This window comes from Rhodococcus sp. ABRD24, from assembly GCF_004328705.1.
Lineage (GTDB): Bacteria > Actinomycetota > Actinomycetes > Mycobacteriales > Mycobacteriaceae > Prescottella.
Map to the genome: position 1 here is coordinate 1,988,397 of NZ_CP035319.1, position 24,945 is coordinate 2,013,341.

At 67.7% G+C, this 24,945-nt stretch carries 21 protein-coding genes; 8 read left to right on the forward strand and 13 right to left on the reverse strand.

The features are described from left to right. The first annotated feature begins 194 nt into the window (after window positions 1-194). Window positions 195-2,129, forward strand: a complete 1,935-nt coding sequence (locus ERC79_RS08820; protein WP_242676863.1) for an APC family permease — start codon at window positions 195-197, stop codon at window positions 2,127-2,129. A gap of 18 nt (window positions 2,130-2,147) precedes the next feature. Here ERC79_RS08820 and ERC79_RS08825 read toward each other — a convergent pair whose 3' ends face one another. The 7 genes from ERC79_RS08825 to ERC79_RS08855 form a co-directional block, all read right to left on the reverse strand. Next, window positions 2,148-3,002: an SDR family oxidoreductase gene (locus ERC79_RS08825; RefSeq protein WP_131577459.1), complete on the reverse strand. Its 855-nt coding sequence runs from the start codon at window positions 3,000-3,002 to the stop codon at window positions 2,148-2,150. Window positions 3,003-3,177: 175 nt separating this feature from the next. Beyond that, complete coding sequence (epsC, locus tag ERC79_RS08830; protein WP_131577460.1) at window positions 3,178-3,762, reverse strand: serine O-acetyltransferase EpsC; 585 nt, start codon at window positions 3,760-3,762, stop codon at window positions 3,178-3,180. A gap of 5 nt (window positions 3,763-3,767) precedes the next feature. Next, window positions 3,768-4,703 carry a cysteine synthase A gene (gene cysK / locus ERC79_RS08835; RefSeq protein ID WP_131577461.1) on the reverse strand — a complete coding sequence of 312 codons (936 nt, stop codon included), beginning with the start codon at window positions 4,701-4,703 and terminating at the stop codon, window positions 3,768-3,770. Between the two features lie 160 nt (window positions 4,704-4,863). Continuing rightward, on the reverse strand, window positions 4,864-6,693 hold the full coding sequence (locus ERC79_RS08840) for a phosphoenolpyruvate carboxykinase (GTP) (RefSeq protein ID WP_131577463.1): 1,830 nt from the start codon (window positions 6,691-6,693) through the stop codon (window positions 4,864-4,866). A gap of 296 nt (window positions 6,694-6,989) precedes the next feature. After that, a complete protein-coding gene (locus ERC79_RS08845; RefSeq protein ID WP_131577464.1) occupies window positions 6,990-7,295 on the reverse strand; it encodes a DUF6802 family protein in 306 nt (101 codons plus the stop codon). 37 nt (window positions 7,296-7,332) lie between these two features. Continuing rightward, window positions 7,333-8,778 (reverse strand): hypothetical protein, encoded by a 1,446-nt coding sequence (locus tag ERC79_RS08850; RefSeq protein ID WP_131577465.1) that lies wholly within the window; start codon window positions 8,776-8,778, stop codon window positions 7,333-7,335. Next, window positions 8,775-9,536, reverse strand: a complete 762-nt coding sequence (locus ERC79_RS08855) for a hypothetical protein (RefSeq protein WP_131577467.1) — start codon at window positions 9,534-9,536, stop codon at window positions 8,775-8,777. Before ERC79_RS08855 ends, ERC79_RS08850 begins: the two co-directional genes overlap by 4 nt. Window positions 9,537-9,649: 113 nt before the next feature. On the opposite strand from ERC79_RS08855, the gene trmB reads away from it, so the two are divergent. The 3 genes from trmB to ERC79_RS08870 are packed head-to-tail and all read left to right on the forward strand — an operon-like array spanning window position 9,650 to window position 13,898. Further along, window positions 9,650-10,468, forward strand: coding sequence for a tRNA (guanosine(46)-N7)-methyltransferase TrmB (gene trmB / locus ERC79_RS08860; RefSeq protein WP_242676864.1), 819 nt, complete (start codon window positions 9,650-9,652; stop codon window positions 10,466-10,468). Next, window positions 10,465-11,160 (forward strand): NYN domain-containing protein, encoded by a 696-nt coding sequence (locus ERC79_RS08865; protein ID WP_131577470.1) that lies wholly within the window; start codon window positions 10,465-10,467, stop codon window positions 11,158-11,160. The genes trmB and ERC79_RS08865 overlap by 4 nt, the downstream gene beginning before the upstream one ends. Before the next feature lie 11 nt (window positions 11,161-11,171). Beyond that, window positions 11,172-13,898: an MMPL family transporter gene (locus tag ERC79_RS08870; RefSeq protein ID WP_131577472.1), complete on the forward strand. Its 2,727-nt coding sequence runs from the start codon at window positions 11,172-11,174 to the stop codon at window positions 13,896-13,898. Between the two features lie 10 nt (window positions 13,899-13,908). On the opposite strand, the gene ERC79_RS08875 is transcribed toward ERC79_RS08870, so the two are convergent. Together ERC79_RS08875 and ERC79_RS08880 are read right to left on the reverse strand one after the other, a co-directional pair. Then, window positions 13,909-14,571 (reverse strand): DUF1707 domain-containing protein, encoded by a 663-nt coding sequence (locus ERC79_RS08875; protein ID WP_131577474.1) that lies wholly within the window; start codon window positions 14,569-14,571, stop codon window positions 13,909-13,911. A 25-nt stretch (window positions 14,572-14,596) separates the two neighbouring features. Further along, window positions 14,597-15,787 (reverse strand): AI-2E family transporter, encoded by a 1,191-nt coding sequence (locus ERC79_RS08880; RefSeq protein WP_131580902.1) that lies wholly within the window; start codon window positions 15,785-15,787, stop codon window positions 14,597-14,599. A 216-nt stretch (window positions 15,788-16,003) separates the two neighbouring features. On the opposite strand from ERC79_RS08880, the gene ERC79_RS08885 reads away from it, so the two are divergent. Together ERC79_RS08885 and ERC79_RS08890 are read left to right on the forward strand one after the other, a co-directional pair. Beyond that, window positions 16,004-17,461 carry an adenylate/guanylate cyclase domain-containing protein gene (locus ERC79_RS08885; protein ID WP_131580905.1) on the forward strand — a complete coding sequence of 486 codons (1,458 nt, stop codon included), beginning with the start codon at window positions 16,004-16,006 and terminating at the stop codon, window positions 17,459-17,461. Window positions 17,462-17,489: 28 nt separating this feature from the next. Further along, on the forward strand, window positions 17,490-18,683 hold the full coding sequence (locus tag ERC79_RS08890; protein ID WP_131577476.1) for a YbhN family protein: 1,194 nt from the start codon (window positions 17,490-17,492) through the stop codon (window positions 18,681-18,683). A 9-nt stretch (window positions 18,684-18,692) separates the two neighbouring features. Here ERC79_RS08890 and ERC79_RS08895 read toward each other — a convergent pair whose 3' ends face one another. After that, on the reverse strand, window positions 18,693-19,376 hold the full coding sequence (locus tag ERC79_RS08895) for an FCD domain-containing protein (RefSeq protein ID WP_131577478.1): 684 nt from the start codon (window positions 19,374-19,376) through the stop codon (window positions 18,693-18,695). A 164-nt stretch (window positions 19,377-19,540) separates the two neighbouring features. On the opposite strand from ERC79_RS08895, the gene ERC79_RS08900 reads away from it, so the two are divergent. Both ERC79_RS08900 and ERC79_RS08905 read left to right on the forward strand, forming a co-directional pair. Then, window positions 19,541-21,247, forward strand: a complete 1,707-nt coding sequence (locus tag ERC79_RS08900) for a 2-isopropylmalate synthase (protein ID WP_131580909.1) — start codon at window positions 19,541-19,543, stop codon at window positions 21,245-21,247. 92 nt (window positions 21,248-21,339) lie between these two features. Continuing rightward, complete coding sequence (locus ERC79_RS08905) at window positions 21,340-21,891, forward strand: YceI family protein (RefSeq protein WP_131577480.1); 552 nt, start codon at window positions 21,340-21,342, stop codon at window positions 21,889-21,891. An 88-nt stretch (window positions 21,892-21,979) separates the two neighbouring features. Here ERC79_RS08905 and paaI read toward each other — a convergent pair whose 3' ends face one another. Genes paaI through paaZ form a run of 3 tightly spaced genes read right to left on the reverse strand, consistent with a single transcriptional unit; the run spans window position 21,980 to window position 24,763 of the window. Further along, entirely contained in the window at window positions 21,980-22,384 is a 405-nt protein-coding gene (gene paaI / locus ERC79_RS08910; RefSeq protein ID WP_131577482.1) for a hydroxyphenylacetyl-CoA thioesterase PaaI, read from the reverse strand. Then, a complete protein-coding gene (locus tag ERC79_RS08915; protein ID WP_131577484.1) occupies window positions 22,381-22,710 on the reverse strand; it encodes an EthD family reductase in 330 nt (109 codons plus the stop codon). The genes paaI and ERC79_RS08915 overlap by 4 nt, the downstream gene beginning before the upstream one ends. Window position 22,711: 1 nt before the next feature. Continuing rightward, window positions 22,712-24,763 (reverse strand): phenylacetic acid degradation bifunctional protein PaaZ, encoded by a 2,052-nt coding sequence (gene paaZ, locus ERC79_RS08920; RefSeq protein WP_131577486.1) that lies wholly within the window; start codon window positions 24,761-24,763, stop codon window positions 22,712-22,714. Window positions 24,764-24,945 lie beyond the last annotated feature (182 nt).

Here is a 24,945-nt window from a genome sequence, read left to right on the forward strand (position 1 = left end):
GATTCGGGGCCGCGCCTGACACGTTCCTCCGGCACATGTACTCCCCCGCACCGAGCCCGACAGCCGGATTCCGGTGCGGCCACCGGCGGTCGGCGAGTAGAACTGGAGGGGCATGGCCGATACGGACCCGGAGCAACCCTGGAGCACCCGTGGACCCTCTCGCCCGTTCGGCCCCTCGCGGCACCGAACCCGTCCTGCCCGAGAGGCTCAGTTATCGGATCAAGTGCCGTCTCCTCGGCCCACCGCTGACCACCGCACGCCTGCACCAGGAGCGGCTGTCGAAGACGACGGCACTCGGGGTGCTCTCCCCGGACTGCATCTCGTCGTCCGCGTACGGTCCCGAGCAGGTGCTGATCGAACTGCTGCCATACGCCGCCCTCGCCGCGTTCACACTGCTGCTGCCGATCACCGGTGTCATTCTGGTAATTCTGATCCTGCTGACGCTGTCGTACCGGCAGGTGGTGATGCTCTACACCCGCGCCGGCGGCTCGTACGTCGTCGCGCGGGACAACTTCGGCCCCAAGACCGCTCAGATCGCGGCGGTCGCCCTGCTCATCGACTACGTCGTGACGGTCGCGGTGCAGTCGGCCGCGGGCACCGTCGCGGTGGTGTCGGCGATACCGGCTCTCGGACCGTACAGCCTCGAGATCACCGTCGCCTCGGTGCTACTGCTCGCGTACGGCAACCTGCGCGGACTCAAGGAGGCCGGACGCGCGTTCGCATTCCCCATGTACTTCTTCGCCGGATCGATCGGGGTCGTCATCGTCGCCGGAGTGATCCAGGCGCTGCTGGGCAACCTCGACCGGATCGATCCCACCACGCTCGACGGTGCCGTCCCGGTCGGCCAAGGCGACGGCCTGGTGATGGGCGCGACAGTGCTGGTGATCCTGCGCGCGTTCGCGAACGGCGGCACCTCCCTCACCGGGCTGGAGGCGATCAGCAACGGCGTGAGCGCCTTCCAGAAACCGGAGGGCGCCAACGCACGCCGGGCGCTGGTGATCATGGCGTCTGTCCTTGCGTTCCTCGTCGCGGGCGTCTCACTGCTCGCATACCTCACCCATGCCACCCCGTATGCGGCCGGCTACCCGTCGGTGATCAGCCAGGAAGCCCGGATCGTGTTCGGCTCCGGCATGATCGGCGACATCCTGTTCGTGATGGTGCAGACGGCGACGGCCCTGATCCTGTTCACCGGCGCCAACACCAGCTTCAACGGCTTCCCGTTCCTCGCGAGCTTCGTCGCCGACGACGCCTTCCTCCCGCGACAGCTGCGGCGGCGCGGCCACCGGCTGGTCTTCTCCAATGCGATCATCGTGCTCACCGCGATCGCGATCGTCCTGCTGATCGCCACCGACGCCAAGGTCAACGCACTCGTCCCGTTCTACGCGATCGGCGTGTTCACCGGCTTCACGATGGCCGGTCTGGGGATGGCCCGGCACCACCAGAAGACCCGCTCGCCGGGGTGGCGCCGCGGCCTCGCGATCAACCTCGCTGCCGGCATCACATCGCTGATCGTCGTCGCGATCTTCGCGATCGCGAAATTCACCGAGGGCGCCTGGGTGGTGGTGATCGTATTCCCGGCGCTGGTGCTGCTGCTGATCCGGCTCAATCGCGAGTATCGCGACGAGGCCGCCGAACTGCGCGAGCTCGGTGACGCCGAGGCCGACGCCGAGGCGGTGTACTCCCATCACATCGTCGTCGTGCTGGTAGACGCCCTCGACCTCGCGACCATCGAGGCGTTGCGGTACGGCCGAAGCCTACGCCCGAGCGAACTGCGGGCGGTGCACTTCGTGCTCGACAGCGCGCACGCCGAACAACTCAAGAAGCAGTGGGAGAACAGCGACCTCGCGGTGCCGCTCGAGCTCATCGAATGCCCGGACCGGCGGCTCAATCACGCAATCCTCGAAATGATCGCCCGCGCCACCGCGCCGCGAACCGAGATCAGCGTCCTGCTGCCGCGCCGCATCTACAGCTCCATCCTGGGCCGAGTCCTGCACGACCGCACCGCCGATCGCATCGCCCACGCGATCAGCGATGTCCCGCACGCGGTGGCGATCATCGTGCCGTTCGACCCCGCCAGCCGCACCGGCGTCCTGCGCGCCGCACCACCGCCGCCGCCTGGAAAGCCCTGAGGCGCGAGCCTGCGCGGCTCACCGGTTGCCGCGATACCTCAGGAAGCGCCACGCATACGGAACGAGGCGGGAGATCGGGACCGGATTGGGCCAGGAGTCCGGACGGAAGTAGGCATCCGACCCGCCATCGACGAAAACGACACTTCCACAAAGGAAGTCCGCAGCATCGGAGAGCATGAACACCACCCAGTCCGCGAGCTGCCCGGCATCGCCGAAGCCACCGACCGGCACCGGAAAGCGCCGGATCAACTTGGCCTCCGACGGCGTCGAAAGCTGCTTCTCGAGCAGCGGCGTCATGATCGCGCCCGGGGCAAGAACATTGAGCCGGATACCGGCACCGGCCCAGTCCTTCGTCGTCGCGTGGCGGCGGACCCAGCGGGAGACGGCAATCTTCGATCCGGCGTACATCATCGGTGCGGCGTGCTTTCCGAAAAGCCGCACCGACCGCACCGCCTTGTCGACATCGCCGGACAGCAGCGCCTTCACCGTACGCCGCGGCACCGCAGGCGTCGTCGTCGTCGAATTGCTTCCGAAGACAACCACTTTGGCATTGCCCGCTGCCGACAGTGCGGCTCGCCATCCGTCGAGGAGTTCGACCACTCCCAGATAGTTCACCGAACCGAGCAGAGGCAGGCGCTCGGCACCGGGAACCGGACCCATCCCGGCGGCCAGCACTGCGCCGTCGAGCTTGCCCGCAGCCCGCGACAGCACTTCCTGCACGGCATGCCGGCGTCCCTCATGGGTCGACAGATCGGCGGCCACCTCAGCACCCGCGAGGTCGACGCCGATCACGGTGTGGCCCGCTGCCGTCAGCCTGTCCACGACCGCGCGTCCCATACCCGATGCCGAACCGGTGACCGCATAGACGCCCATGTACACCCTCCCACGACGGCCGCTCGGCACCGAGGACCGTCCTCGGCGGAGACGACGTCAAGTCCGACACGTTACGCCGACCCCGGAGTGAGCTGAAAGACCCCTTCGCACAAGCGCACCCAAGCAGCCCGACGAGGCTGGCCCCAGGGGACCGTTCCGCCTCGAAGGCGCTCGCTCAGATGTACATCGCCGGGTCGATGTAGGTCGTCGGGTCGACGAGTTGCTCGTGCTGCTTGCCACTGCGGTGCCGCACCACCGCTGGGATCCCCGTCGCGATCGAGTCGGCCGGGATGTCGCGGGTGACGACGGCGTTGGCGCCGATCGCGCTGTCGTCGCCGATCACCACCGGGCCGAGCACCTTCGCGCCGGCGCCGATGGTGACCCGGTTGCCGATCGTCGGATGCCGTTTGGTCTTCGCGAGTGACCGGCCGCCGAGCGTGACGCCGTGATAGATCATGACGTCGTCACCGATCTCGGCGGTCTCCCCGATCACGACACCCATGCCGTGGTCGATGAAGAACCGCCGCCCGATGGAGGCACCGGGATGGATCTCGATGCCGGTGAGGAACCGCGTGAACTGTGCGACTACACGGGCCGGTCCGCGGAGCGCTGGCACGGCCCACATCCGGTGGGCTATCCGGTGCGCCCAGATGGCGTGCAGGCCCGAGTACACAACGGCGTTCTCGACGTCGCTGCGCGCCGCCGGATCCTGACCTCGTGCGGCCCGAAGATCCTCCCGGACGGTGCGCAGGACACTCACGATGCTCAGCCCCGGATGTGTTCGAACAGCGGGGTGGAGATGTAACGCTCACCGAAATCGCACACCACGGCGACGATCAGCTTGCCCGCGTTCTCCGGACGCTTCGCGAGCTCGAGGGCGGCCCAGATGATCGCGCCCGACGAGATGCCACCGAGGATGCCCTCTTCGGTGCCGAGGTCGCGGGCGACGCGGATGGCGTCATCGAACTCGACATCGATGATCTCGTCGTAGATCTCACGGTCGAGGACCTCGGGCACGAAGTTGGCGCCGATGCCCTGAATCTTGTGCGGTCCGGGCTGGCCACCGTTGAGGATGGGCGAGTCGGCCGGCTCGACGCCGACGATCTTGACGTCCGGCTTGTGCTTGCGCAGGGTACGGCCGACGCCGGTGATGGTGCCGCCGGTACCGATGCCGGCGACGAAGATATCGACCTCGCCGTCGGTGTCGGCCCAGATCTCCTCGCCGGTGGTGCGCTCGTGGATCGCCGGGTTGGCCGCATTCGCGAACTGGCGAGCCAGCACCGCGTTCTCGGTCTGCGCAACCAGTTCCTCGGCCTTCTTCACTGCACCGGCCATGCCCTCGGAGCCCGGCGTCAGCACGATCTCCGCGCCGAACGCGCGCAACATGACGCGACGCTCGGTCGACATCGTCTCCGGCATCGTCAGGATCACCTTGTAGCCGCGGGCCGCGCCGACCATCGCGAGCGCGATGCCGGTGTTGCCGGAGGTGCCCTCGACGATGGTGCCGCCGGGCTCGAGCTCACCGGACTGCTCCGCGGCGTCGATGATCGCGACACCGATGCGGTCCTTGACGCTGTTGGCCGGGTTGTAGAACTCGAGCTTCGCGACCACCTGGGCGCCCAGGCCCTCGGTCAGTCGGTTCAAACGCACCAGCGGGGTGCGCCCGACCAGCTCGGTGACGTTCTCGTAGATCTTGCTCATGGCCGATCCTCCTCCCGGTCGCGACGGCGACCGGCTTCGCGTTGGTTGCATGTATTGCACCACCCGCCGGGTGGGCGGTGTCACCAGGCCCTCAGACGCCGAATGTCACATCGGTTCAGTTGACACTGAACCGATGTGACATTCGGCTGGGAAACGGGGATCAGCCGAGGCGCTGTTTGAGGGCCTCGAACTCGTCGCGGACGCCCGACGGGACCTTCTCGCCGAGGAACTCGAACCATTCCGCGATGAGCGGCAGTTCGGCCTTCCACTCCGCGATGTCGACCGCGAGGGCCTCGTCGACATCGGCGGCGTCGACATCGAGGCCGTCGAGATCCAGATCGGCCGCGGTCGGCACGAGACCGATCGGGGTGCTGACGGCGTCCGCCTTGTGCTCGATGCGGTCGATGATCCACTTGAGCACGCGGGAGTTCTCGCCGAAACCGGGCCACAGGAAGCGGCCGTCGTCGCCACGACGGAACCAGTTCACGTAGAAGATCTTGGGGAGCTTCTCCGAGTCGGCGTTCTTGCCGAGGTTGATCCAGTGGTTCAGGTAGTCGCCGGCGTTGTAGCCGAGGAACGGCAGCATCGCCATCGGATCGCGGCGCACGGCGCCGACCTTGCCCTCGGCGGCAGCGGTCTGCTCGGACGACAGCGTCGCACCGAGGAAGGTGCCGTGCTGCCAGTCGAAGGACTCGCTGACCAGCGGGACCGTGGTCTTGCGACGTCCACCGAACAGGATTGCCGAGATCGGCACGCCCTGCGGGTCGTCCCATTCGGGGGCGAGGATCGGGCACTGCGACATCGGGGTGCAGTAACGCGAGTTGGGATGGGCTGCGTTGGTGCCGGACTCGGGGGTCCAGTCGTTGCCCTGCCAGTCGATCAGGTGCGCCGGGGTGTCCTCGAGGCCCTCCCACCACACGTCACCGTCGTCGGTGAGACCGACGTTGGTGTACAGGGTGTTGCCCGCCTCTACCGTTTTCATGGCGTTGGGGTTGGAGGCGTGGTTGGTGCCCGGCGCAACGCCGAAGAAACCGAACTCCGGGTTGACGGCGTACAGGCGGCCGTCCGCACCGAAACGCATCCACGCAATGTCGTCACCGAGGGTCTCGGCGCGCCAGCCCGGAATCGTGGGCTGGATCATCGCGAGGTTGGTCTTGCCACACGCCGACGGGAACGCCGCGGCGACGTAGTAGGCCTTGTCCTCGGGCGAGATCAGCTTGAGGATCAGCATGTGCTCGGCCAGCCAGCCCTCATCGTGCGCCATCGCGGAGGCGATACGCAGCGAGTAGCACTTCTTGCCCAGCAGTGCGTTGCCGCCGTAGCCGGAGCCGTAGCTCCAGATCTCGCGGTCCTCGGGGAAGTGGGTGATGTACTTGGTGTCGTTGCACGGCCACGGCACATCGGCCTGGCCCTCGGCGAGCGGGGCGCCCACGGAGTGCAGCGCCTTCACGAACGGGCGGTCGGTGCCCATCTTCTCGAGCGCGGCCTTACCCATGCGGGTCATGATGCGCATCGAGACGACGACGTACTCGGAGTCGGTGATCTCGACACCCAGCTTGGGGTCCTCGGCACCGAGGGGGCCCATGCAGAACGGCACCACATACATGGTGCGACCGCGCATGCTGCCGCGGTACAGCTCCGTCATGAGGGTCCGCATCTCGGCGGGGTCCATCCAGTTGTTGGTGGGGCCGGCATCGATCTCGTCACGCGAGCAGATGTAGGTGCGCGACTCGACGCGAGCGACATCCGACGGATCCGAGTTGCCAAGGAACGAGTTCGGCTTCTTGTCCGCGTTGAGCCGGGTGAAGGTACCGGCCTCGACGAGCTGATCGGTCAGGCGCTCCCACTCCTCATCGGAGCCGTCCGCGAAGACGACCCGGTCGGGCTGGGTCAGCTCGGCAACCTCTTGCACCCAGGCGAGCAGCTCGCTGTGCTCAGTGGGGGGCGTGCCGTCAGTTCCGTTCAGACCGGGAATGGTCGCTGAGGTCATCAAACTCTCCTGGGGTGGGGCCGGGAATCGATCGAACCACGTCAGCCCCGCTCATGACGGGGCTGAGAGGTAGTTGAAACCGATTTCCCCCTCTCGGCGGGGTGCAGCCCGCCCACTTCGCTCTCGGCCACGAACGTCACCGCGGACAACGAACGAAGGACACGGGTGCCGGGTGTCCTAGCTATAGAGGTTAACGCCGCGCGTCCAGCTTGTGGGAACCGGGTGTAGTCGGTTCGGTCACAGGACCGATTCAGAATCCATCCAGTTCGATCCCGTGCGGTTCACCTGCAGGTTTCCTATTTGCCGAGTGTGCCTTGATCGATCCGTTCCCAGCGCTCGTGACCGCTGTCGTCGCGGTGGAACTCCCACGCCGAGTAGCCGCCGTGGCCGTGCACGATCGTCAGATGGTCGGCATCCCCGTCGCCGTCCATGTCGGTGGCAACGATCATTGCGTCGTCCGATTCGACGGTCAATGTGTCGAGGATGCCGTCCCCGTCGATGTCGTGGGTGAGTTCGGTCAGCTGGACCGCCCCGGACTCGGCGCCGAACTCGTCGGGGTCGAAGTCCGGCTGGGGCCCCGAAAGTTGCTCGGTTGTGATCATGGTTCCTCCCGCATTCCGCGTCCGGCTACCGCTGCCGTCATGTGGTTGGACGTGGGTGGGGGCCGATCGGTTCCATCCCGGGCGCGGGGACCGCGAGAACCCGGCCGAGGGCGGCGTGGTCCCGCTCGCACGACGCGAGCCTTCCGCTGCGCTGAGCCGCGAGGTCGCGCAGCTGCGTATCGATCGCCGCCAACTCCTCGTCGACGGCAAGGGTGCGCCGTCGGCAGTCCGCGATGATGTGCGCGCCGAGCTCGGCCTCGGTCTCGAGTAGCCGCCCGAGGACCCGCTGCTCGAGTTGCGAGCGCAGGTGCGCCGTGGTGTCCGCCACCCACTGCCGCTGATGGGTGCGCTCGGCGACCAGCCTCCGGGCCCGGGTCAGCCACCACGCCGCCGACCCACCGAGCACCAGGGTGACCGGGATGGTGGCGATGTCGAGCGCCGGGACCATCGAAATCGGCGACACCACCAGGCGTCCGAGGCCCACCCCGGCGGAGGCGCCGACGACAACCATCATCCGGTCCTCGACACCCCGGTGCCGCGGCTCGGGCCCGGGCGGCGGCGGTTCGGCCGGACCCCGTGCGACCACTTCGAAGCCGACGATCCCGGACCGCGACACCAGCTCCTCGAGCCGGCTGTCGATGGCCGCGTCCAGTTCCTCGGCCACCTCGCCGATCAACCCGGTCAGCCGGGCCGGGAACCGTGCGAGTTCCTTGCGGCCTGCGCGCTCTATCTCCGAGCGGGCCGTCGTGGATACCGACCGGACCCGGCTGCCCGCCTCGTGCAGCAGGCCCACGCGGGCGCGCTGGACGTCGCCGCGCAGCTGTGCGAGCCGCTCACCGCGGCCGCCGTCCCGGTCCGCCACGAGTCGGGCCCGCCGGACACGCAACGTGGCCGCGGTGTCGCCGTCACGCACCGATTCGGCGGTTGCCGCGATCAGGCGTCGGGTCTGCGCGAGCAGGGTCTCGCGACCCCGCGCGTCGTTGCGGCCGGTGATGTCCTCGGGCTCGCCGGACGCCGCATGCACCAGCTCCGCCAGCAACCTGCCCGGTTCGGCATCGGGAACGATCCGCGCTTCGGCGTACCGCAGCGAGTGCGCTCGCAGCAGGTCACCATCGCGCCGCCGCACGGAAGGCCAGTCCCGATGCCGCCCGGTTCCGACCATCGTGAACACGACACGGTCGACGGACGCGGCGGCAGCGTCGAGCGCGGTGAGCTCCTCGCGGCCGAGCACCGATGCGGCGTCGAGCACCATCAGCACCGCCGCCGCGCCGTCCGCTGAGTCCGTGAACGCCACACTCTCCGGTTCGAGCGTTTCCAGGTCCGCGATCAGTCGGCGCGCATCGATCCCGCGAACCGCGACGACACACACGCGACCGGCAATGGCGGGCCGTCCCGCACCGTGGCGCCGCAGTCCCTCAGGGTTCCACCGCTGCACGATCCGTTCGGCCTCCGGCGGTAGTCCGCGCACTCCGTCGGCGGTCACCACTGCGGTACCGCCGCGCCGATGCCATCGTGGACGGACGCCCGAATCTGCGCCCGGTCGGCGGCGAGCGCCGCGCGGCGCCGTTCAGCAGCAGATTCGGCGGATGCCTGGCCGGTGACCACGGCCGCGGAGCGCGCCGCCGCCTGCACCGCCTCGTCACTGCGGAGATAGTCCTCGATCATCTCCCGCTCGGGCCCGCGGGCGGCCTGCGCGGCAAGCGTGGCGAGCAGGGTCCGGGTCCGTCGCGCCAGTGCGACGCGGATACAGTCCGCGACTGCCGCGGTCACCGCTTCCGCTCCTGCCTCGACATCATCGGCGGTCCCGACCATCGGCACGGTCCGTACGCCGGTCTCGGCGGCACATGCGTTCGACGCTTCGACGGCTGCCGCCCACGACGACCCCTGCGCATCGGCCTTGCCCAGGATCGCGACGGTCGATCCGCGAGGCGCGCGCCGCAGTGCTGCGATATCGGCATCACGCGGGGCGACGGCGAGGACGTGGACGACGACGTCGCCGTCCAGTACGGGGTCGGGAGCATCCGGTGCATCGATCGGCGACGTCTCGGCGACGTCCCGGAATCCGGCCCGCTCCAGAACCTGCGCGACGGTGGTCCGCCCGACGCCGGACCGGCCGGTGACCTGGATGCGGATCGGGGCATCCTGCGCGGCAACGGCCTGCCGCACCGCACCGCACGCCGCGGCGAGCCGGCGCAGTCCCGCAGTCGGCCCGAACGCGTCGGAACCATCTCTTGCACCCATTCCCACCCCCTGCCGGACGCAAGTGCAATCACCTGCCGGAACGCCCCCGCGCGCAGCATCAAATCCTGCCAAACCGACTGAAGGTTCCAGTTTAACGCTGGACCGACAGGCTCCTGGTCGAGGACGTACGTGACAATGGTCGGGTGAACGACGCCGATCAGGAAGCGCCCGAGACCCCGCGCAAAGACCCCACCGCCGACCTTCCGGAGAGTTCGGCGGAGTCCGGCACCTCTTCGTCGTCGGAAGAATCGCGGGGCTCACGCTTGTACCCGCGGGTGACGAGTTTCCGCTCACGGCGCGGCTCGCTCACCGACCCGCAGCAGGACGCGTGGGACCGGATGTGGCCGAAGATCGGCGCCGAGGTGAGCGACGAACTGCTCGACACCACCGCCTGGTTCGGCCGCGAGGCGCCCCTGATCATCGAGATCGGCTCCGGCACTGGAACGGCGACCGCCGCGATGGCGAAGGCCGAGCCGCACGTGAACCTGATCGCCGTCGAGGTGTACCGCCCCGGACTGGCCCAGCTGCTGCAACTCGTCGATCGAAACGACATCCCGAACGTGCGGGTCCTGCGCGGCGACGCCGTCGAGGTGCTCGAGCACATGGTGGCTCCCGAATCGCTGACCGGTGTGCGGGTGTTCTTCCCGGACCCGTGGCCCAAGGCCCGGCACCACAAGCGCCGGCTGCTGCAAGGACCGACCTTCGCGCTGATCGCGAGCCGGCTCAAGCCCGGCGGTGTGCTGCACGTCGCAACCGACCACGCCGAGTACGCCGAGGCGATCGCGGAGGCCGGCAACGCTGAGCCACTGCTCACCGAGCTCGACTGGGAGTCACCGATGACGCATGAGCGTCCGGTGACGAAGTTCGAGGACAAAGCGCACAAGGTGGGAAGCTCCATCACCGAACTCATCTGGGGGAAGATCAAATCATGAGTCTCAGCGAAGGTCTGCCCGGTTCCGCGCACGCGGCGGCCGCATTCATCGAGGGCGGCGGCGGTGACAATCGCCAGAACAAGCGGGTCCTGCTCGTCTGGGACGCGCCGAATCTCGACATGGGCCTCGGGGCAATCCTCGGTGGTCGACCCACCGCCGCCTACCGCCCGCGTTTCGACGCCCTGGGCCGCTGGCTGCTGTCCCGCACAGCGGAGCTGTCCGCCACCGAAACCGCGACCCTCGAGCCCGAGGCGACGGTCTTCACGAACATCGCTCCTGGTAGCGCCGACGTTGTCCGTCCCTGGGTCGAAGCCTTGCGTAATGTGGGTTTCGCGGTGTTCGCCAAGCCCAAGGTGGAAGAGGACAGCGACGTCGATGCCGACATGCTCCACCACATCGAGCTCCGCCGTGGTGAGGGTCTTGCCGGTGTCATGGTCGCCTCCGCCGACGGCCAGGCTTTCCGTGAGCCGTTGGAGGACATCGCAGCAACCGGCGTGCCGGTACAGGTTCTCGGATTCCGCGAGCACGCCAGCTGGGCGGTCTCCTCCGAGATTCTGGACTTCGTCGACCTCGAGGACATCCCCGGCGTCTTCCGTGAGCCGCTGCCGCGGGTGAGCCTGGAGTCCCTGCCTGACGAGGGTGCCTGGTTGCAGCCGTTCCGCCCACTGTCTGCGCTGCTCGTCGGGCGCTGAGGAGTCCATACGTGTTCGCTCGCTGGGGAGATCTCGTCTACCGGGCCCGCTTCACCGTCATCGCCGTGATGGTGGCCGGGCTGTTGGCGCTGGGTGCCTACGGATCCGGTGTCGGCGCCCACCTCAGTCAGAGCGGGCTGGACGATCCCGGCTCGGAATCGGTGGCGGCCGCGAAACTCGCGGACGGTACGTTCGGCCGGGATACGACGGGTGACGTCGTCGCGATGTACACGGCACCCGAGGGCAAGACCGTCGATGACCCCGCATTCAGCGCGCAGGTCGTCGACAGCCTGCAGCGACTGCTCGCGGAGCATCCGGACGAGGTCGCGAAGGTCAACGGCAGCTACTTCCCGCTGCCCAACACCCCGCGCCTACCGGCGATGGCGACCGCAGACCGCACGCACGCGATCGCGAGCATTGCGCTCGAGGGCGACAACGACACCGCGATCACCAACAACTTCCGCGCGATCAAGGACTCGTTACAGATCGACGGTGTCGAGGTGCAACTCGCCGGCATGCAACCGGTCGCGAGCGCGATCAACGACACCATCGCGAACGACATCAAACGCATGGAGTTGCTCGCGATCCCGGCGGTCGCGGTGCTGCTGTTCTTCGTGTTCGGTGGTGTCATCGCCGCCGCACTACCACTGGTCGTCGGCGGTCTGACGATCCTCGGCGCCAACGGCATCGTCCGGGTGATCACGCACTTCACCGACGTCAACTCGTTCGTGATGTCGGTCGTCTCACTGATCGGCCTGGGCCTGGCGATCGACTACGGCCTGTTCATCGTGAGCCGGTTCCGCGAGGAACTCGGCGACGGTTACGACACCCGAGCGGCGGTGCGTCGCAGCGTGATGACGGCGGGCCGGACCGTGTTGTTCTCCGCGACGATGGTCATCGCGAGCCTCGGTGGCCTGTTGCTCTTCCCGCAGGGCTTCCTCAAATCAATGGCGTACGGCGCGATCGCGACGGTGTTGCTGGCGGCCTTCACGTCGGTCACGGTGCTGCCTGCCCTGCTCAGCATCATCGGCACACGCATCGACAAGTTCGGCCTCAAACGGTTCGGCCAGACCAAGTCGACCGAGGAGATCGAATCCAGCATCTGGGGTCGCCTCACACGCTGGGTGATGCGCAACCCGCTCAAGGTGACGATCCCGATCGTGGTCGGCCTGCTGCTGCTCATCATCCCGATGACCGGCATCAAGTTCGGCGGTATCAACGAGCAGTACCTCCCCACCGACAACCCGACCCGTATCGCGCAGGAGCAGTTCGACGAACTGTTCCCCGGCAGCCGCACCGAACCGGTGAAACTGGTGATCCAAGGTGCCGAGGGCGCCCAGGTGGGACAGATCCTCAAGACCGCGAGCGGCGCCCCCGGCCTGGTCGAGAAGTTCTCGATCACCGGCCCGGCGAAGGACGGCGTCCAGGTCCTCAAGGCCGGTCTGGTCGACCGCAACGACTCGGCTCCCACCATCGACTACCTGCGCGCGATGGACACCCCGGACGGCGTGCAGGTGCTCGTCGGCGGTACGCCGGCGATCGAGCAGGACAGCATCAACGCTCTCCTCGACAACCTGCCGCTCATGGTCGTCACGGTCCTGCTCCTGACGACGCTGCTGATGTTCCTCGCGTTCGGTTCGATCGTGCTACCGATCAAGGCCGTGCTGATGAGCGCGCTGGGACTCGGTGCAACGCTCGGCATCCTGACCTGGATCTTCGTCGACGGACATGGGTCGAGCCTGCTCAGCTTCACTCCGGGGCCCATCACGTCGCCGGTGCTCGTGCTCATCGTCGCGATCATCTACGGACTGTCCATCGACTACGAGGTCTTCCTGCTCTCCCGGATGGTCGAGGCCCGCTCGCAGGGGGCGAGCACCACGGAGGCCATTCGTATCGGCACGGCGCACACCGGTCGAATCATCACTGCGGCCGCGCTCATCCTCATCGTCGTCACCGGCGCGTTCGGCTTCTCCGAACTGGTGATGATGAAGTACATCGCATACGGCATGATCGCGGCTCTCATCATCGACGCGACCGTGATCCGCATGTTCCTGGTGCCGGCCGTCATGAAACTGCTCGGCGACGACTGCTGGTGGGCGCCGGCCTGGATGAAGCGCATTCAGCGGAAGATCGGGCTCGGCGAGCCGATCCTCGACAGCGAACTCGTGCCCAGCGATGTCCCACAGCTGACGGCGTCGGACGGCGCCGTCCCAGCACCGGCACCGGCCGAGGCTCCGACGATGGCGATGGCGGCCGTCGCACCCGCACCGCCACGCGATTCGGATCCGTTGACCCAGCCGATCCCGCGAATCTCCGCGGCGCCCCGCGCCCGCGTCGCTCCCGCACCGATCGCCGATCCGGCGCCGAAGGCTGCTCCCGAGGTTCCTGACGCCCCGGTCGTCGAGGTCCAGCGGACCGCACCAAAGGCCGAGAGCCGGCCGCGGCCGCCGCGATCCGAAGACGGCGAAGAGGTGGCGTGGCTCGCCGCGCTACGCGCGCCGAACACGGGCGCCGTGCCGATCGTGAAGCCGCAAGCCGAGCCGGAGCCGAAGCCCGCACCCGAGCCCGAGCCGAAGCCGAAGCCCGCACCCGAGCCGGAGCCGAAGCCGAAGCCCGCACCCGAGAGCGGGGCCCGGCACAACGCCACCCACGGGGCCGAGGATCCGACTCCCGGTCGTCACCGCGGCGGGGTCAGCGTCAGTGAGCTGCTGGCCCGGCACAACGAGGAAGAGGACTGATCCGTCCGCTTCAGGTGCCGAGCATCTTCCGCAGCGCGGTGCCGAACGGGTGCTTGGCAGTGATCGAGCCGAACCGTACGCGGCCCCGCACCACGAGGTGCAGCGGGCCGTAGGGCGGACCGGTCCTGACCTTGTTCGATGCCGATCCGGCGACAGCGTCGACGCCGTTGAGGTCTACCGTTGCTTCCGGCGGCACGATCAGCGTGATGCTGCTGCAGTAGTCGTCGACGGTCACGTGCACCACCTGGGTCTGCATCACCGCCTCGGTGAAATCGAGAGTGACGCTGCCCATTCGTGTGTCGAGGTACAGGGTGGGCGGTACGTGCCACGGTCCCTTGCGGGTCACGGTCGACATGCGCCCGCGAATGACGTTGGACGGCACAGACTGTCCCGTGACCGCCGGGTGTGCAGGTGGCGGTACGGGAACAGGGACGGGCGCACTGGGCACCGCGGGCTGCGGGTAGGGGCCTGCGCCGTACGCCGGATTCAGTTGCATGCCGGGCAGATCTGCGAGCACCGCGTTGAGTTCACCCCTGGTCTTCGCGGCGAGTGCGCTGTCCATTCGTTCGGTGAACTCGCCGAGGGAGAGCATGCCCTGCCCCACCGCGCGTTGCAGCAGTTCCCCGACATGCTCGCGCTCGGCATCGGACACCCGCAAATCTCTTGCCTCCATGGCGCCCAGAATAGTGGGCAGCGCATCAGTCCCGGGGGTCCGGCAGACCGCCAGGATCGTGATCGCCCGGCTCGTCGGGACTGGCGGGGAACAGTGGCACCGACGGGTCGGCGCTGACGAGGGACTCGTATGTTTCCTCGGCCTCCTCCGGGTCCTCCGCACACAGCGACCGGACGGCGGTGTTCATGAATGCGACGATCGGGACGGCGAGCAGGCCGCCGACGATGCCGGCGAGCACGATTCCGGTGGTGATCGCGAGGACCACCGCGAGCGGATGCAGTCGCACCGCCCGGCCGAGCAGCAGCGGCTGCAGGACATGTCCCTCGAGCTGCATGATGCCGATGATGATGCCGAGCACGATCAGCGCGGTGAGCAGTCCCTTCGTGACGAGCGCGACCAGCACCGCGAGGAAGCCGGTGACGAACGCGCCGACGATCGGAATGAACGCACCGATGAACACCAGCGACGCCAGTGGCAGCGCGAGCGGAACTCCGAGTATCGCGAGGCCGGCACCGATACCGATCGCGTCGGCCGCTGCCACCGCGACGGTCGCGCGAACGTAGCCGACGAGCGAGCTGAAGCCCTGCTTGCCAGCCAGCCGCACGCGGCTCCGCGAGCCCTTCGGCACGAGCCTGGTGACGAACTCCCACACCTGGGCACCGCCGTACAGGAAGAACACCAGGGTGAACAGAGTGAGGAACGCACCGGCGAAGATCTCCCCGACCACGGCGGCGGTGGTCAGGGCACCGCTGGTGAGAGCCTCCTGATTGGACTGGATAGCCTTGACGACGTTGTCGCCGGCGTGCCGGATCTGGTCCTCGCTGAAGTGGAGTGGCCCGTCGGTCAGCCAGTCCTGCGCTTTGGTGATGCTGGCGGTGAACTGGTCGCTGAGCCCAGGCAGGCCCGCGATGAACTGTTCCACGACGAACGACAGGATCGCGCCGACGATTCCGATGGTGCCGACGACAGCGAGCAGCACAGCGCCCGCGCGCGGGACTCCGCGGCGATCCATCCAGTCCACGGAGGGCAGCAGCAGCGCAGACACCAGCAGTGCGAGCGCCACCGGGATCACCACGGTCTCGAGCTTGGAGACTACGAAACCCAGGGCGAGTACCCCCGCGAGCAGCACCAGCAGGCGCCACGTCCATGCGGCGCCGACGCGGACGAGGGGATGAACCGACTCCGAAGCCGCGCGGATCGGCCTCGACGGTTCCACCGATTCGGCGGCGGGTGCGGCGGCCTCCCCCGGCTGCTTATCGCTCACCGCGCGAGCCTATCGGGACAGCCGGGTTCGCGACGGACAACACGGGCGCCCGGCGCGGCAACAGTGTGCGCTTGCAGGACGGTGTCGGGCGTCCCGCTAAATTATGAGATCGTGTGGGCATCGTACCGAGCAGTGGCGCTGACGATTCGCAGTCGTTGGCCTCTCTACATGCTCTCGATGCTCGGCGCCAATGTCATCGGCGCGGTCCTGGTGTTCGCGTTCGTTCGCTACGGCGTCCCGATTCCGGATTCGGCGGGGATCATCAACGACCGGGTCCGCAACGTCGTGATCTTCGGTGTCTATCTGGTGTTCGCGGGGGTCGTCAGTCTCACCGCGGCAGCGATGATGCTGCGGTCGGTGATCCGCTGGCAGCTGCGCGGCGGCCCGCCGACCCGTAGCGAACAGATGTCGGCGCTGCACGCGCCGCTGCGGCAGGCGATCGTGCACCTGGGGCTGTGGTTCCTCGGCGGTGTCTTGTTCGTGATCCTGACCGTCGAGGAGATGCCCGAGCTCGCAGTCGCGGTCGTCGTGACTGTCTGTATGGCGGCGACCACGACATTCGGCTTCACCTACATGCTCGGCGAGCGGATCCTGCGGCCCGTCGCAGCGCAGGCCCTGAGCGAGGGCCAGTTCGACCGGACGATGGCGCCCGGCGTAGGCACGCGCATGGCCATGACGTGGGGGCTGGGCACGCTGATGCCGGTCATCGGCATCATCCTGCTGTGCGCCACGCAGCTGACCACCGACTTGAAGTTCTCACCGAGCGCGCTGGCGTGGGCAATCCTGCTGCTGTCGATCATGGCGATCGTCCAGGCGTTCGCGCTGTCGATGCTCACCGCGAGCCAGATCTCCGACCCCATCCGGCAGCTGCGCCGCGCCATCGAGCGGGCGCAGCGAGGAGAGACGGACGTGCGGGTGGAGGTCTTCGACGGCAGCGAGATCGGCCGTCTTCAGGTGGGCTTCAACCGGATGATGCGCGAGTCCGACGAACGCAAGCTGCTGCGGGAGCTGTTCGGTCAGCACGTCGGCGAGGACGTCGCCCGGCGCGCACTGCAGTTCGGTACCGAGCTCGGCGGCGAGACCCGATTCGTCGCGGTGCTCTTCGTCGACATGGTCGGCTCCACCGGCGCGGCAGCGGAACGGCCACCCGGCGAGGTCGTCGAGCTGCTCAACGAGTTCTTCCGTGTGGTCGTGGATGTCGTCGACCGGCACCACGGCTTCGTGAACAAGTTCATGGGCGATGCGGCACTGGCGATCTTCGGCGCTCCGCTGGACCGTCCGGACGCGCCGACGGCAGCACTCGCCGCGGCCCGGGAGCTGAGGTTCGCGCTCAACGAGATCACCGGGCTCGACATCGGTATCGGCGTGTCGGCGGGTCTCGCGGTGGCCGGCAACATCGGCGCGGCCGAGCGGTTCGAGTACACGGTGATCGGGGACCCGGTGAACGAGGCGTCGAGGCTGACCGAGCTGGCGAAGCTGCGCCCGAGCCGCGTCCTGGCGTCGACCAGTGCCCTGTACTTCGCGGACGATGAGGAGCAGGAGCACTGGGAGCTGGGCGATCAGGTGCAGTTGCGGGGCCGTCGCCGCAACACGCACCTGGCATGGCCAGTGTTGTATCCGGAGTGATGTGACGAACCTTGGTTACGCTGGGCTCGTGGCACAGCCGGAGCCCGACCCTCGAGGCGGCGTCCCCGACCAGCGGGACGTACCCCCGGCCGAACGTCCGCGGGGGCGCTTTCGGTGGCTCAAGTGGGTGGCCGCGGTCCTGCTCGTCGCGCTCCTCATCGGTGAGGGCATCTACCTGTGGCCGCGGCTGCACGAGTCGTGGAAGGCCCTCTCGGAAATCCATTGGGGCTGGTTGGCGCTGTGCATCGTCGCGCAGGCCGTCTCGCTCAGCGGCTATGGCCGGGTCCAGAAGCAGCTCCTGCGCGCGGGCGGCGTGCCGGTGAGCCAGAGCAAGTCCGTCTCGGTGGTCTACGGCTCCACTGCGATGTCGCTGACGTTGCCGGCCGGTCAGGTGTTCTCGACGGCATTCACATACAAGGAGACGCGGCGCTGGGGCGCGAGCCCGGTGGTCGCGTCGTGGCAGCTGGCGATTTCCGGGGTGATCGCGGCGGCGGGGCTGGCGCTGCTCGGTTGGGCGGGTGCGCTGCTGGTCGGCGGCTCGGTCAGCCCGTTCACTCTGCTGTTCTCCGTCATCGGCCTGGTGGCACTGCTGTACGCCGGCCGTTACGTCTCGGCGCATCCCGACGCGATCGAGGGTGCGGCACGGTGGGTGCTCACCCGGGTGAACTCCCTCCGCGACAAGCCCGCCGAAACAGGTATGGACGCGGTGCGCGCGACGATCGAGCAGCTCGACTCGGTTCGGTTGGGCAAACGCGACGCGGCATTGACCGTGGGCTGGTCCGCGGTCCACCGGCTCGCGGACGTGGTCTGTCTGGGTGCGGCGTGCTTCGCGATCGGCGCCGACCCGGTTCTCGCCGGTCTGCTCATCGCCTTCGCGGCCGGCAAGGCGGTCGCGACCATTCCGGGCGCGCCTGGCGGCCTGGTGTATGTCGACGCGACACTCATCGCAACCCTCACGACGGCGGCGAGCATCAGTGCCTCGCAGGCGGTCGCGGCCGCATTCGTCTACCGCGGGGTCAGTTTCATCCTCGTGGCGATCGTCGGCTGGATCATCTTCCTGTTTCTGTTCCGCGGACGGCAGCACGAGGATTCGGGATTGGACGCCGAACTCGAGCGTCGCGAGACCCCGGCGCTGCCGGAGCGTCGCAGCGCGGCGGATCCGGCCGGGGCGATCATCCCGCCGCACACCGAGAACCCGCGAGCACACCCACCGGCCGAGTAGCCGGCGTGGTCAACGCAGGCCTGCCGCCATCCCCTCGAGGTGTGCCCGGCTGATCCGGACTGCCTCCGTGGCGTCCCCCGCCGCGATGGCGTCGACAAGGGCGAGATGCTCGTCGGCATTCGGCTCGGTCTTCCGATCGCGGAGCCCCAGCAGGCCGATCATCTCCACCATCGCGTCGGCCAGCCGGGGCACGAACGTCTCGAACAACTCCGACAGGACGGGATTGTGCGCGGCCGCGATGACGGCACGGTGCACCTCGATATCGGCGTCGACGAACCCCCGATCGGGCGTGTCGACCGCGTCCGCGCGTACCTGCAGCGCTCGGCGCATGGCCGCAATGTCGGCATCGTTGGCGCGGAGGGCCGCCAGGCGCGCGGCCTCCACTTCGATAGCGGTACGGACCTCGATCACTGCCGCGATTGCCTCGGTGCGGACCACCGCCTCCCACCCGTCGGCCTCGGGTTCGAGCCGTTCAACAAACACCCCGGACCCCTGGCGCGACCGCACCATGCCCTGGCCGGCGAGCATCCGCAGCGCCTCGCGGACCGTGGAACGGCCGATACCCAGTTCGGCCGCCAGGGTCGTCTCCCCCGGCATTTTCGTGCCGATCTCCCACTCCCCCGCATGCAGCCGACGCCGCAGCTGTTCGACGGCCTGATCGGCCAGCAGGCTGCGGCTCAGTGGGGCGGTCACGCCAACTCCTCAGGTTGTCAGACAAGTTGTTTTGCTCTAGCTTAGCCTCGTGGCTTTTCGCGGACTGCTCCTCGGCTGCCGCGGCGGGGTCTGACCGGACCGGCACCCCGCCGCGGGGTTCCGTCGCGCCGGTCGACCCATTCGATCCGCCCAGGAGTCCCGCCATGAAGTGGAACCGCCAACGCCCGTCGCCCATGCCCAGCCACCGTTACCGCCCGTACTCCGAGCGGGTCCCGGTGCCGGTGACCGAACGCCATTGGCCCGCCGCCCGTACCACTGCCGCACCGCTGTGGGTGCCGGTCGATCTGCGCGACGGCAATCAGGCCCTCGCCGAACCGATGGACCCGACCCGCAAGCGCCGCTTCTTCGAACTCATGATCTCCCTGGGCTACAAGGAGATCGAGGTTGGCTACCCGTCGGCCAGCGAGACCGATTTCGACTTCGTCCGCGACCTCGCCGAGCAGGATCTGGTGCCCGAGGACGTCACGATCGTCGTGTTCACCGCCGCCCGCACCGATCTCATCGAGCGCACCTTCGAGTCGGTGCGCGGGCTGCCGAACGTGGTGCTGCACATGTACACCGCGACGGCGCCCACCTGGCGTGACGTTGTGCTCAGACATGACCGGGAATCGCTGCACCGCTTGATCTTCGACGCAGCCCAGGAAGTCGCTCGCGGCGGCGACAACCAACCCGGTGTGCGGTTCGAGTTCTCGCCCGAGGTGTTCAACCTCACCGAACCCGACTACATGCTGCAGGTGTGCGACAGCCTCACCGAGCTGTGGGACGCCTCCCTGGACCGCCCAGTGATCCACAATCTTCCTGCGACGGTTGAGATCTCCACGCCAAATGTCTACGCAGACCAGATCGAATACATGCACCGCAACCTGGCGCGCCGCGAGTCGGTCATCCTGTCGGTACACCCGCACAACGACCGCGGCACCGGGGTCGCGTGCGCCGAGCTGGCGGTCCTGGCCGGGGCGCAGAGGGTGGAGGGCTGCCTGTTCGGCAACGGAGAGCGCACCGGCAACGTCGACCTGGTCACCCTGGCACTGAACCTGCATGCGCAGGGCGTCGATCCGATGATCGACTTCTCCGACATCGACACCGTGAAGCGAACGGTGGAATACTGCAACAGGATCGACGTCCACGCCCGCCACCCGTACGGCGGCGACCTGGTGTACACCGCATTCTCTGGCACTCACCAGGACGCGATCAAGAAGGGCTTCACGCATCACTACGCGCAGGCCGAAGCTGCGGGCGTCGACCCGAGGCAGGCACCATGGGACGTACCGTATCTGCCGATCGACCCGCACGACGTCGGCCGGGATTACGAGGCGGTGATCCGTGTGAACAGCCAGTCCGGCAAGGGCGGGATCGCCTACCTGCTGCAGACCGGATACGGCATCGACCTGCCGCGACCACTGCAGATCGACTTTGCACGGCACGTGCAGCGCGCTACCGACGACAGCGGGATCGAGATCACCGCCGGCCAGCTGTGGGAGCTGCTGCTGACCGAGTACAGCTTCGACGGCCACCTCGGTCAGTGGTCGATCGAACACCAGGAGGAGGGCGATCACCTGCGGGTGCGGGCCGGTTTCGGCGACGAGACGATCAGCGGCGAAGCATCCGGAAGCGGCCCGGTCGAGGCGCTCACCAACATTCTGGCCGATCATGGCCGGCCAGTCGAAGTGCTGTCGCTGCTCCAGCAGTCGGTGGGCGAGGGCAGCGACGGCCGGGCCGTGACGTATGCCGAGTGCAACGCCGGCGGCGTCACCCGCTGGGGCGTCGGATTCGACCAATCGGTGACGGCGTCCGCGCTGCGTGCGGTGCTGGCGGCAACCTCCCGCATCGAGCTTCCTACCAGGGCGTGACCGGCGTCACTACGGGTTGCGGAATGCTGGGACCAGTGTCACCGTTGTAAACACAGTCTTTGAAGTTTCAACTACTTTCCTCGGGAGTTCTCATGACCGCCGCCATCGCCCTGCCCAACCTGTCCTCCGGTACCTGGGCCATCGATCCCACCCACTCGACCGTCGGCTTCATGGTCCGGCACCTCGTCGTCAGCAAGGTCCGCGGCACGTTCAACGACTTCACCGGCGCGATCACGGTCGCTGCGGACGGCACCCCGTCCGTCCAGGCCGAGATCCAGGTCGCGTCCATCGATACCAACAACGAGCAGCGCGACGGCCACATCAAGTCGGCCGACTTCTTCGACGTCGAGCAGTTCCCGACAGCCACGTTCGTCTCCACCGCGGTGCGCCCGGCCGGCTCGAACTTCGTAGTCGAGGGCGAATTCACGCTCCACGGCGTGACCAAGCCGGTCGAGCTCGCCCTCGAGTTCCTCGGTGTGAACCCGGGCATGGGCAACGGCCCGGTCGCCGGGTTCGAGGCCTCGACCACCCTCAACCGCAAGGACTTCGGCATCACCATCGACATGCCGCTCGAGGGCGGCGGCGCAGTGGTCGGCGACAAGATCACCATCAACCTCGAGATCGAGGCAGGCCTGCAGGGCTGATCAGGCCCCACAGACTACGCACCCGTCATGGCTCCCCCTGCCATGACGGGTGCGTTCGCGTCTCGGAATCCCGGGCCGGGAAACCGGCTCACCGAGAGCGCGCGAAGGACCTGCTGTCGCCACGGAACTCAGCGATGGCCTTACCCTGAACCCGCACGGTGACATCGTAGATACCGTTGCGGCCGTATCGTTCCCGCTCAACCGCCTCGGCCACCAGCTCGTCACCCACCCGCGTGGGGGCAATGAACCGAATGTCCGCCCGCGCGGCGACCGCAGGTTCGTCGTACCCGTTGCACGCGAGCGCAAATGTCGTGTCTGCAAGGACGAACACGAATCCCCCGTGCGTGATCCCGTGCCCGTTCACCATGGTCTCGCGGACCGTCATCGATGCAACCGCATGGCCCGGAGCGAGTTCGCGCACCTCGATTCCCAAGGCCTGCGAGGCCACATCGGCTTCGAACATCTCTCGCGCCGAACGGTATTCGACGGTCATACCTCTCCTACCTGTTCCTGGACGGATTCCTCTTCCAGGGTGAACATCGTGACGCCCCCGGTGGCGAAGTTACGGACATCCCGGCCCGCTTCCCGCATCTCCGCCGATGCCAGTCCGGCATGCATCGTCTCGGCATCCGGGAAGCACAGCGACGCAATCGAGTGATAGGCAGGGCTGCCGCCGTCGAGTGCACGGCACTTTCCCCACGTATAGTCCGACAGGCCGGGGACCCTGCGCGCCAGGGGCATGTGGATCGAGCGATAGTGGGCCTCGAAGGCCTCGGGGTCCTCGGGGTGCCCGTAACAGACCACCACTTTGCACCCCACCTCAGAGCCCTCCATCACTGGACGCACCCTTGGCCACGAGAGTCAGGACGTCATATGTCGCCACCGTATCGCCATCCTGGTTCGCGACCACGGCGTCCCACCGGACCTCGCCGTAGTCGGCGCTGCTGCGCGGTGTGATCAGCTTCGCCGTCAACGTCACGGTGAGGCTGTCGTCCGCCTTCACGGGGGTCAGGAAACGCAGACTGTCGACGCCGAAGTTCGCAAGGACCGGTCCGGGATTCGGCTCGACGAACAGTCCGGCCGCAAGCGAGACCACGAGGTAGCCGTGCGCGACGATGCCACCGAAGAGCGGGTTCGCCGCAGCAGCATCGGGATCGGTGTGCGCGTAGAAGGTGTCGCCGGTGAACTCTGCGAAATGGTCGATGTCGGCCAGTGTGACTTGCCGCGGTCCTCCGACGACGGTGTCACCGATCCGCAACTGCGCCAGGTTCTTCCGAAAGGGATGGACCCCGTCGTCGGTTCGACGCGATCCCGGAACCCAGCGGTTGCCGACGGCAGTGAGGATGTCGGGGGTAGCCTGGACCGCGGTGCGCTGCATGTGATGCAGGACTCCCCGGATGCCACCGAGCTCCTCACCTCCACCAGCGCGGCCCGGACCACCGTGCACGAGCACGGGGAGCGGCGAACCATGCCCGGTCGACTCCCGCGCATCGTCGCGGTTGAGCACCAGGACTCGTCCGTGGAAGGGCGCCAGCCCCAGCACGATATCGCGGGCCAGCGCGACGTCGCGGGTAACGAGAGAGGCCACGAGGCTGCCCTTGCCGCGGGCCGCGAACTCGATCAGCTCGTCGGTCCCGTCGTATCCGATCACCGTGCTCACCGGACCGAACGCCTCGATGTCGTGCGGCTCGTCAGCGGCCTTGTCATCACAGCGCAACAGGATCGGGGGCAGGAACGCACCGGTCGACCTGTCCGCACCCACGACCTCGAAGTCCTCCGGATCCCCCACCACGATCTGCGCCGACTTCGTCAGTCCACGAAGCGCTTTCAACACCTCGTCGCGCTGCTCGATGCTGGCCAGGGCGCCCATGGTGACCCCCTCGGCGTCGGGAGCCCCGACCACGACCCGCGCCAAGCGGCCCCGCACGGCCTCGACGACGTCGTCGACGAGCCCCGACGGAACGAGAGCACGACGGATCGCGGTGCACTTCTGGCCGGCCTTCACGGTCATCTCCGTGACGAGTTGCTTGACGTAGAGGTCGAACTCCTCGCTGCCGGGTTCGACGTCAGCACCGAGGATCGAGGCGTTGAGCGAATCTGCCTCGGCATTGAAGTGCACGCCCTCGGCGACAACTCTCGGATGGACCCGCAGCATCGCCGCGGTGTCTGCAGATCCGGTGAACGCGACCGAGTCCTGCCCATCGAGGTGGTCGAGCAGATCCCGCGCGCTGCCGGACAGCAGCTGGACGGACCCTTCCGGCAACAGTCCGGACTCGATGATGCGGCGGAACACCAGTTCGGTGAGATAGGCCGTCTGGCTCGCCGGCTTCACGATCGACGGAACACCGGCGATGAATGCCGGTGCCAGCTTCTCGAGGAAGCCCCAGACGGGGAAGTTGAATGCGTTGATCTGGACGGCGACACCGCGACGCGAGGTGTACACGTGCTGACCGAGAAAGGTCCCCGCCTTGCCGAGTTGCTCATGGGTCCCGTCGAGGTAGACGGTGTCGTTCGGCAGTTCACGCCGCGCCTTGCTCGCGTAGCTCAGCAGGGTTCCGAAGCCGCCGTCGATGTCGACACCGGAATCCCGACGTGTCGCGCCGGTCGCGGTGGACAGCTCGTAGAACTCCTCCTTGCCGGCCATGAGAGTCAAGGCCAACGCCTTCAGCGCTGCGGCGCGCTCGTGGAAGGTCAGCTCGGCCAGCGCGGGCCCGCCGACCTCACGGGCGTGCGCGACCATTCCCGCGACATCGAGCCCGGTAGACGAGATGCGCGCCACCTCGGAGCCGTCCACCGCGCTCAGCAGCGGGGTTCCAGCATCGGGTGCCGTGTACCAGCTCCCGGCGACGTAACTTTGCACTAACCTGCTCACGAACAACCTCTTTCCACCGTACGTTCGGTCGGTAATCAGAATCGCTAGACTCGATGCTGATTGTCAAGGTCTGGCGCATAATCTAGCTACCGAGACGCATCCGACGAGATTCGAACTTACCCTTGCGCCCCGACCGAAGGTTCGGTTACTAATTGAAGCGAGCACGCCGCGAAGGAGACGAA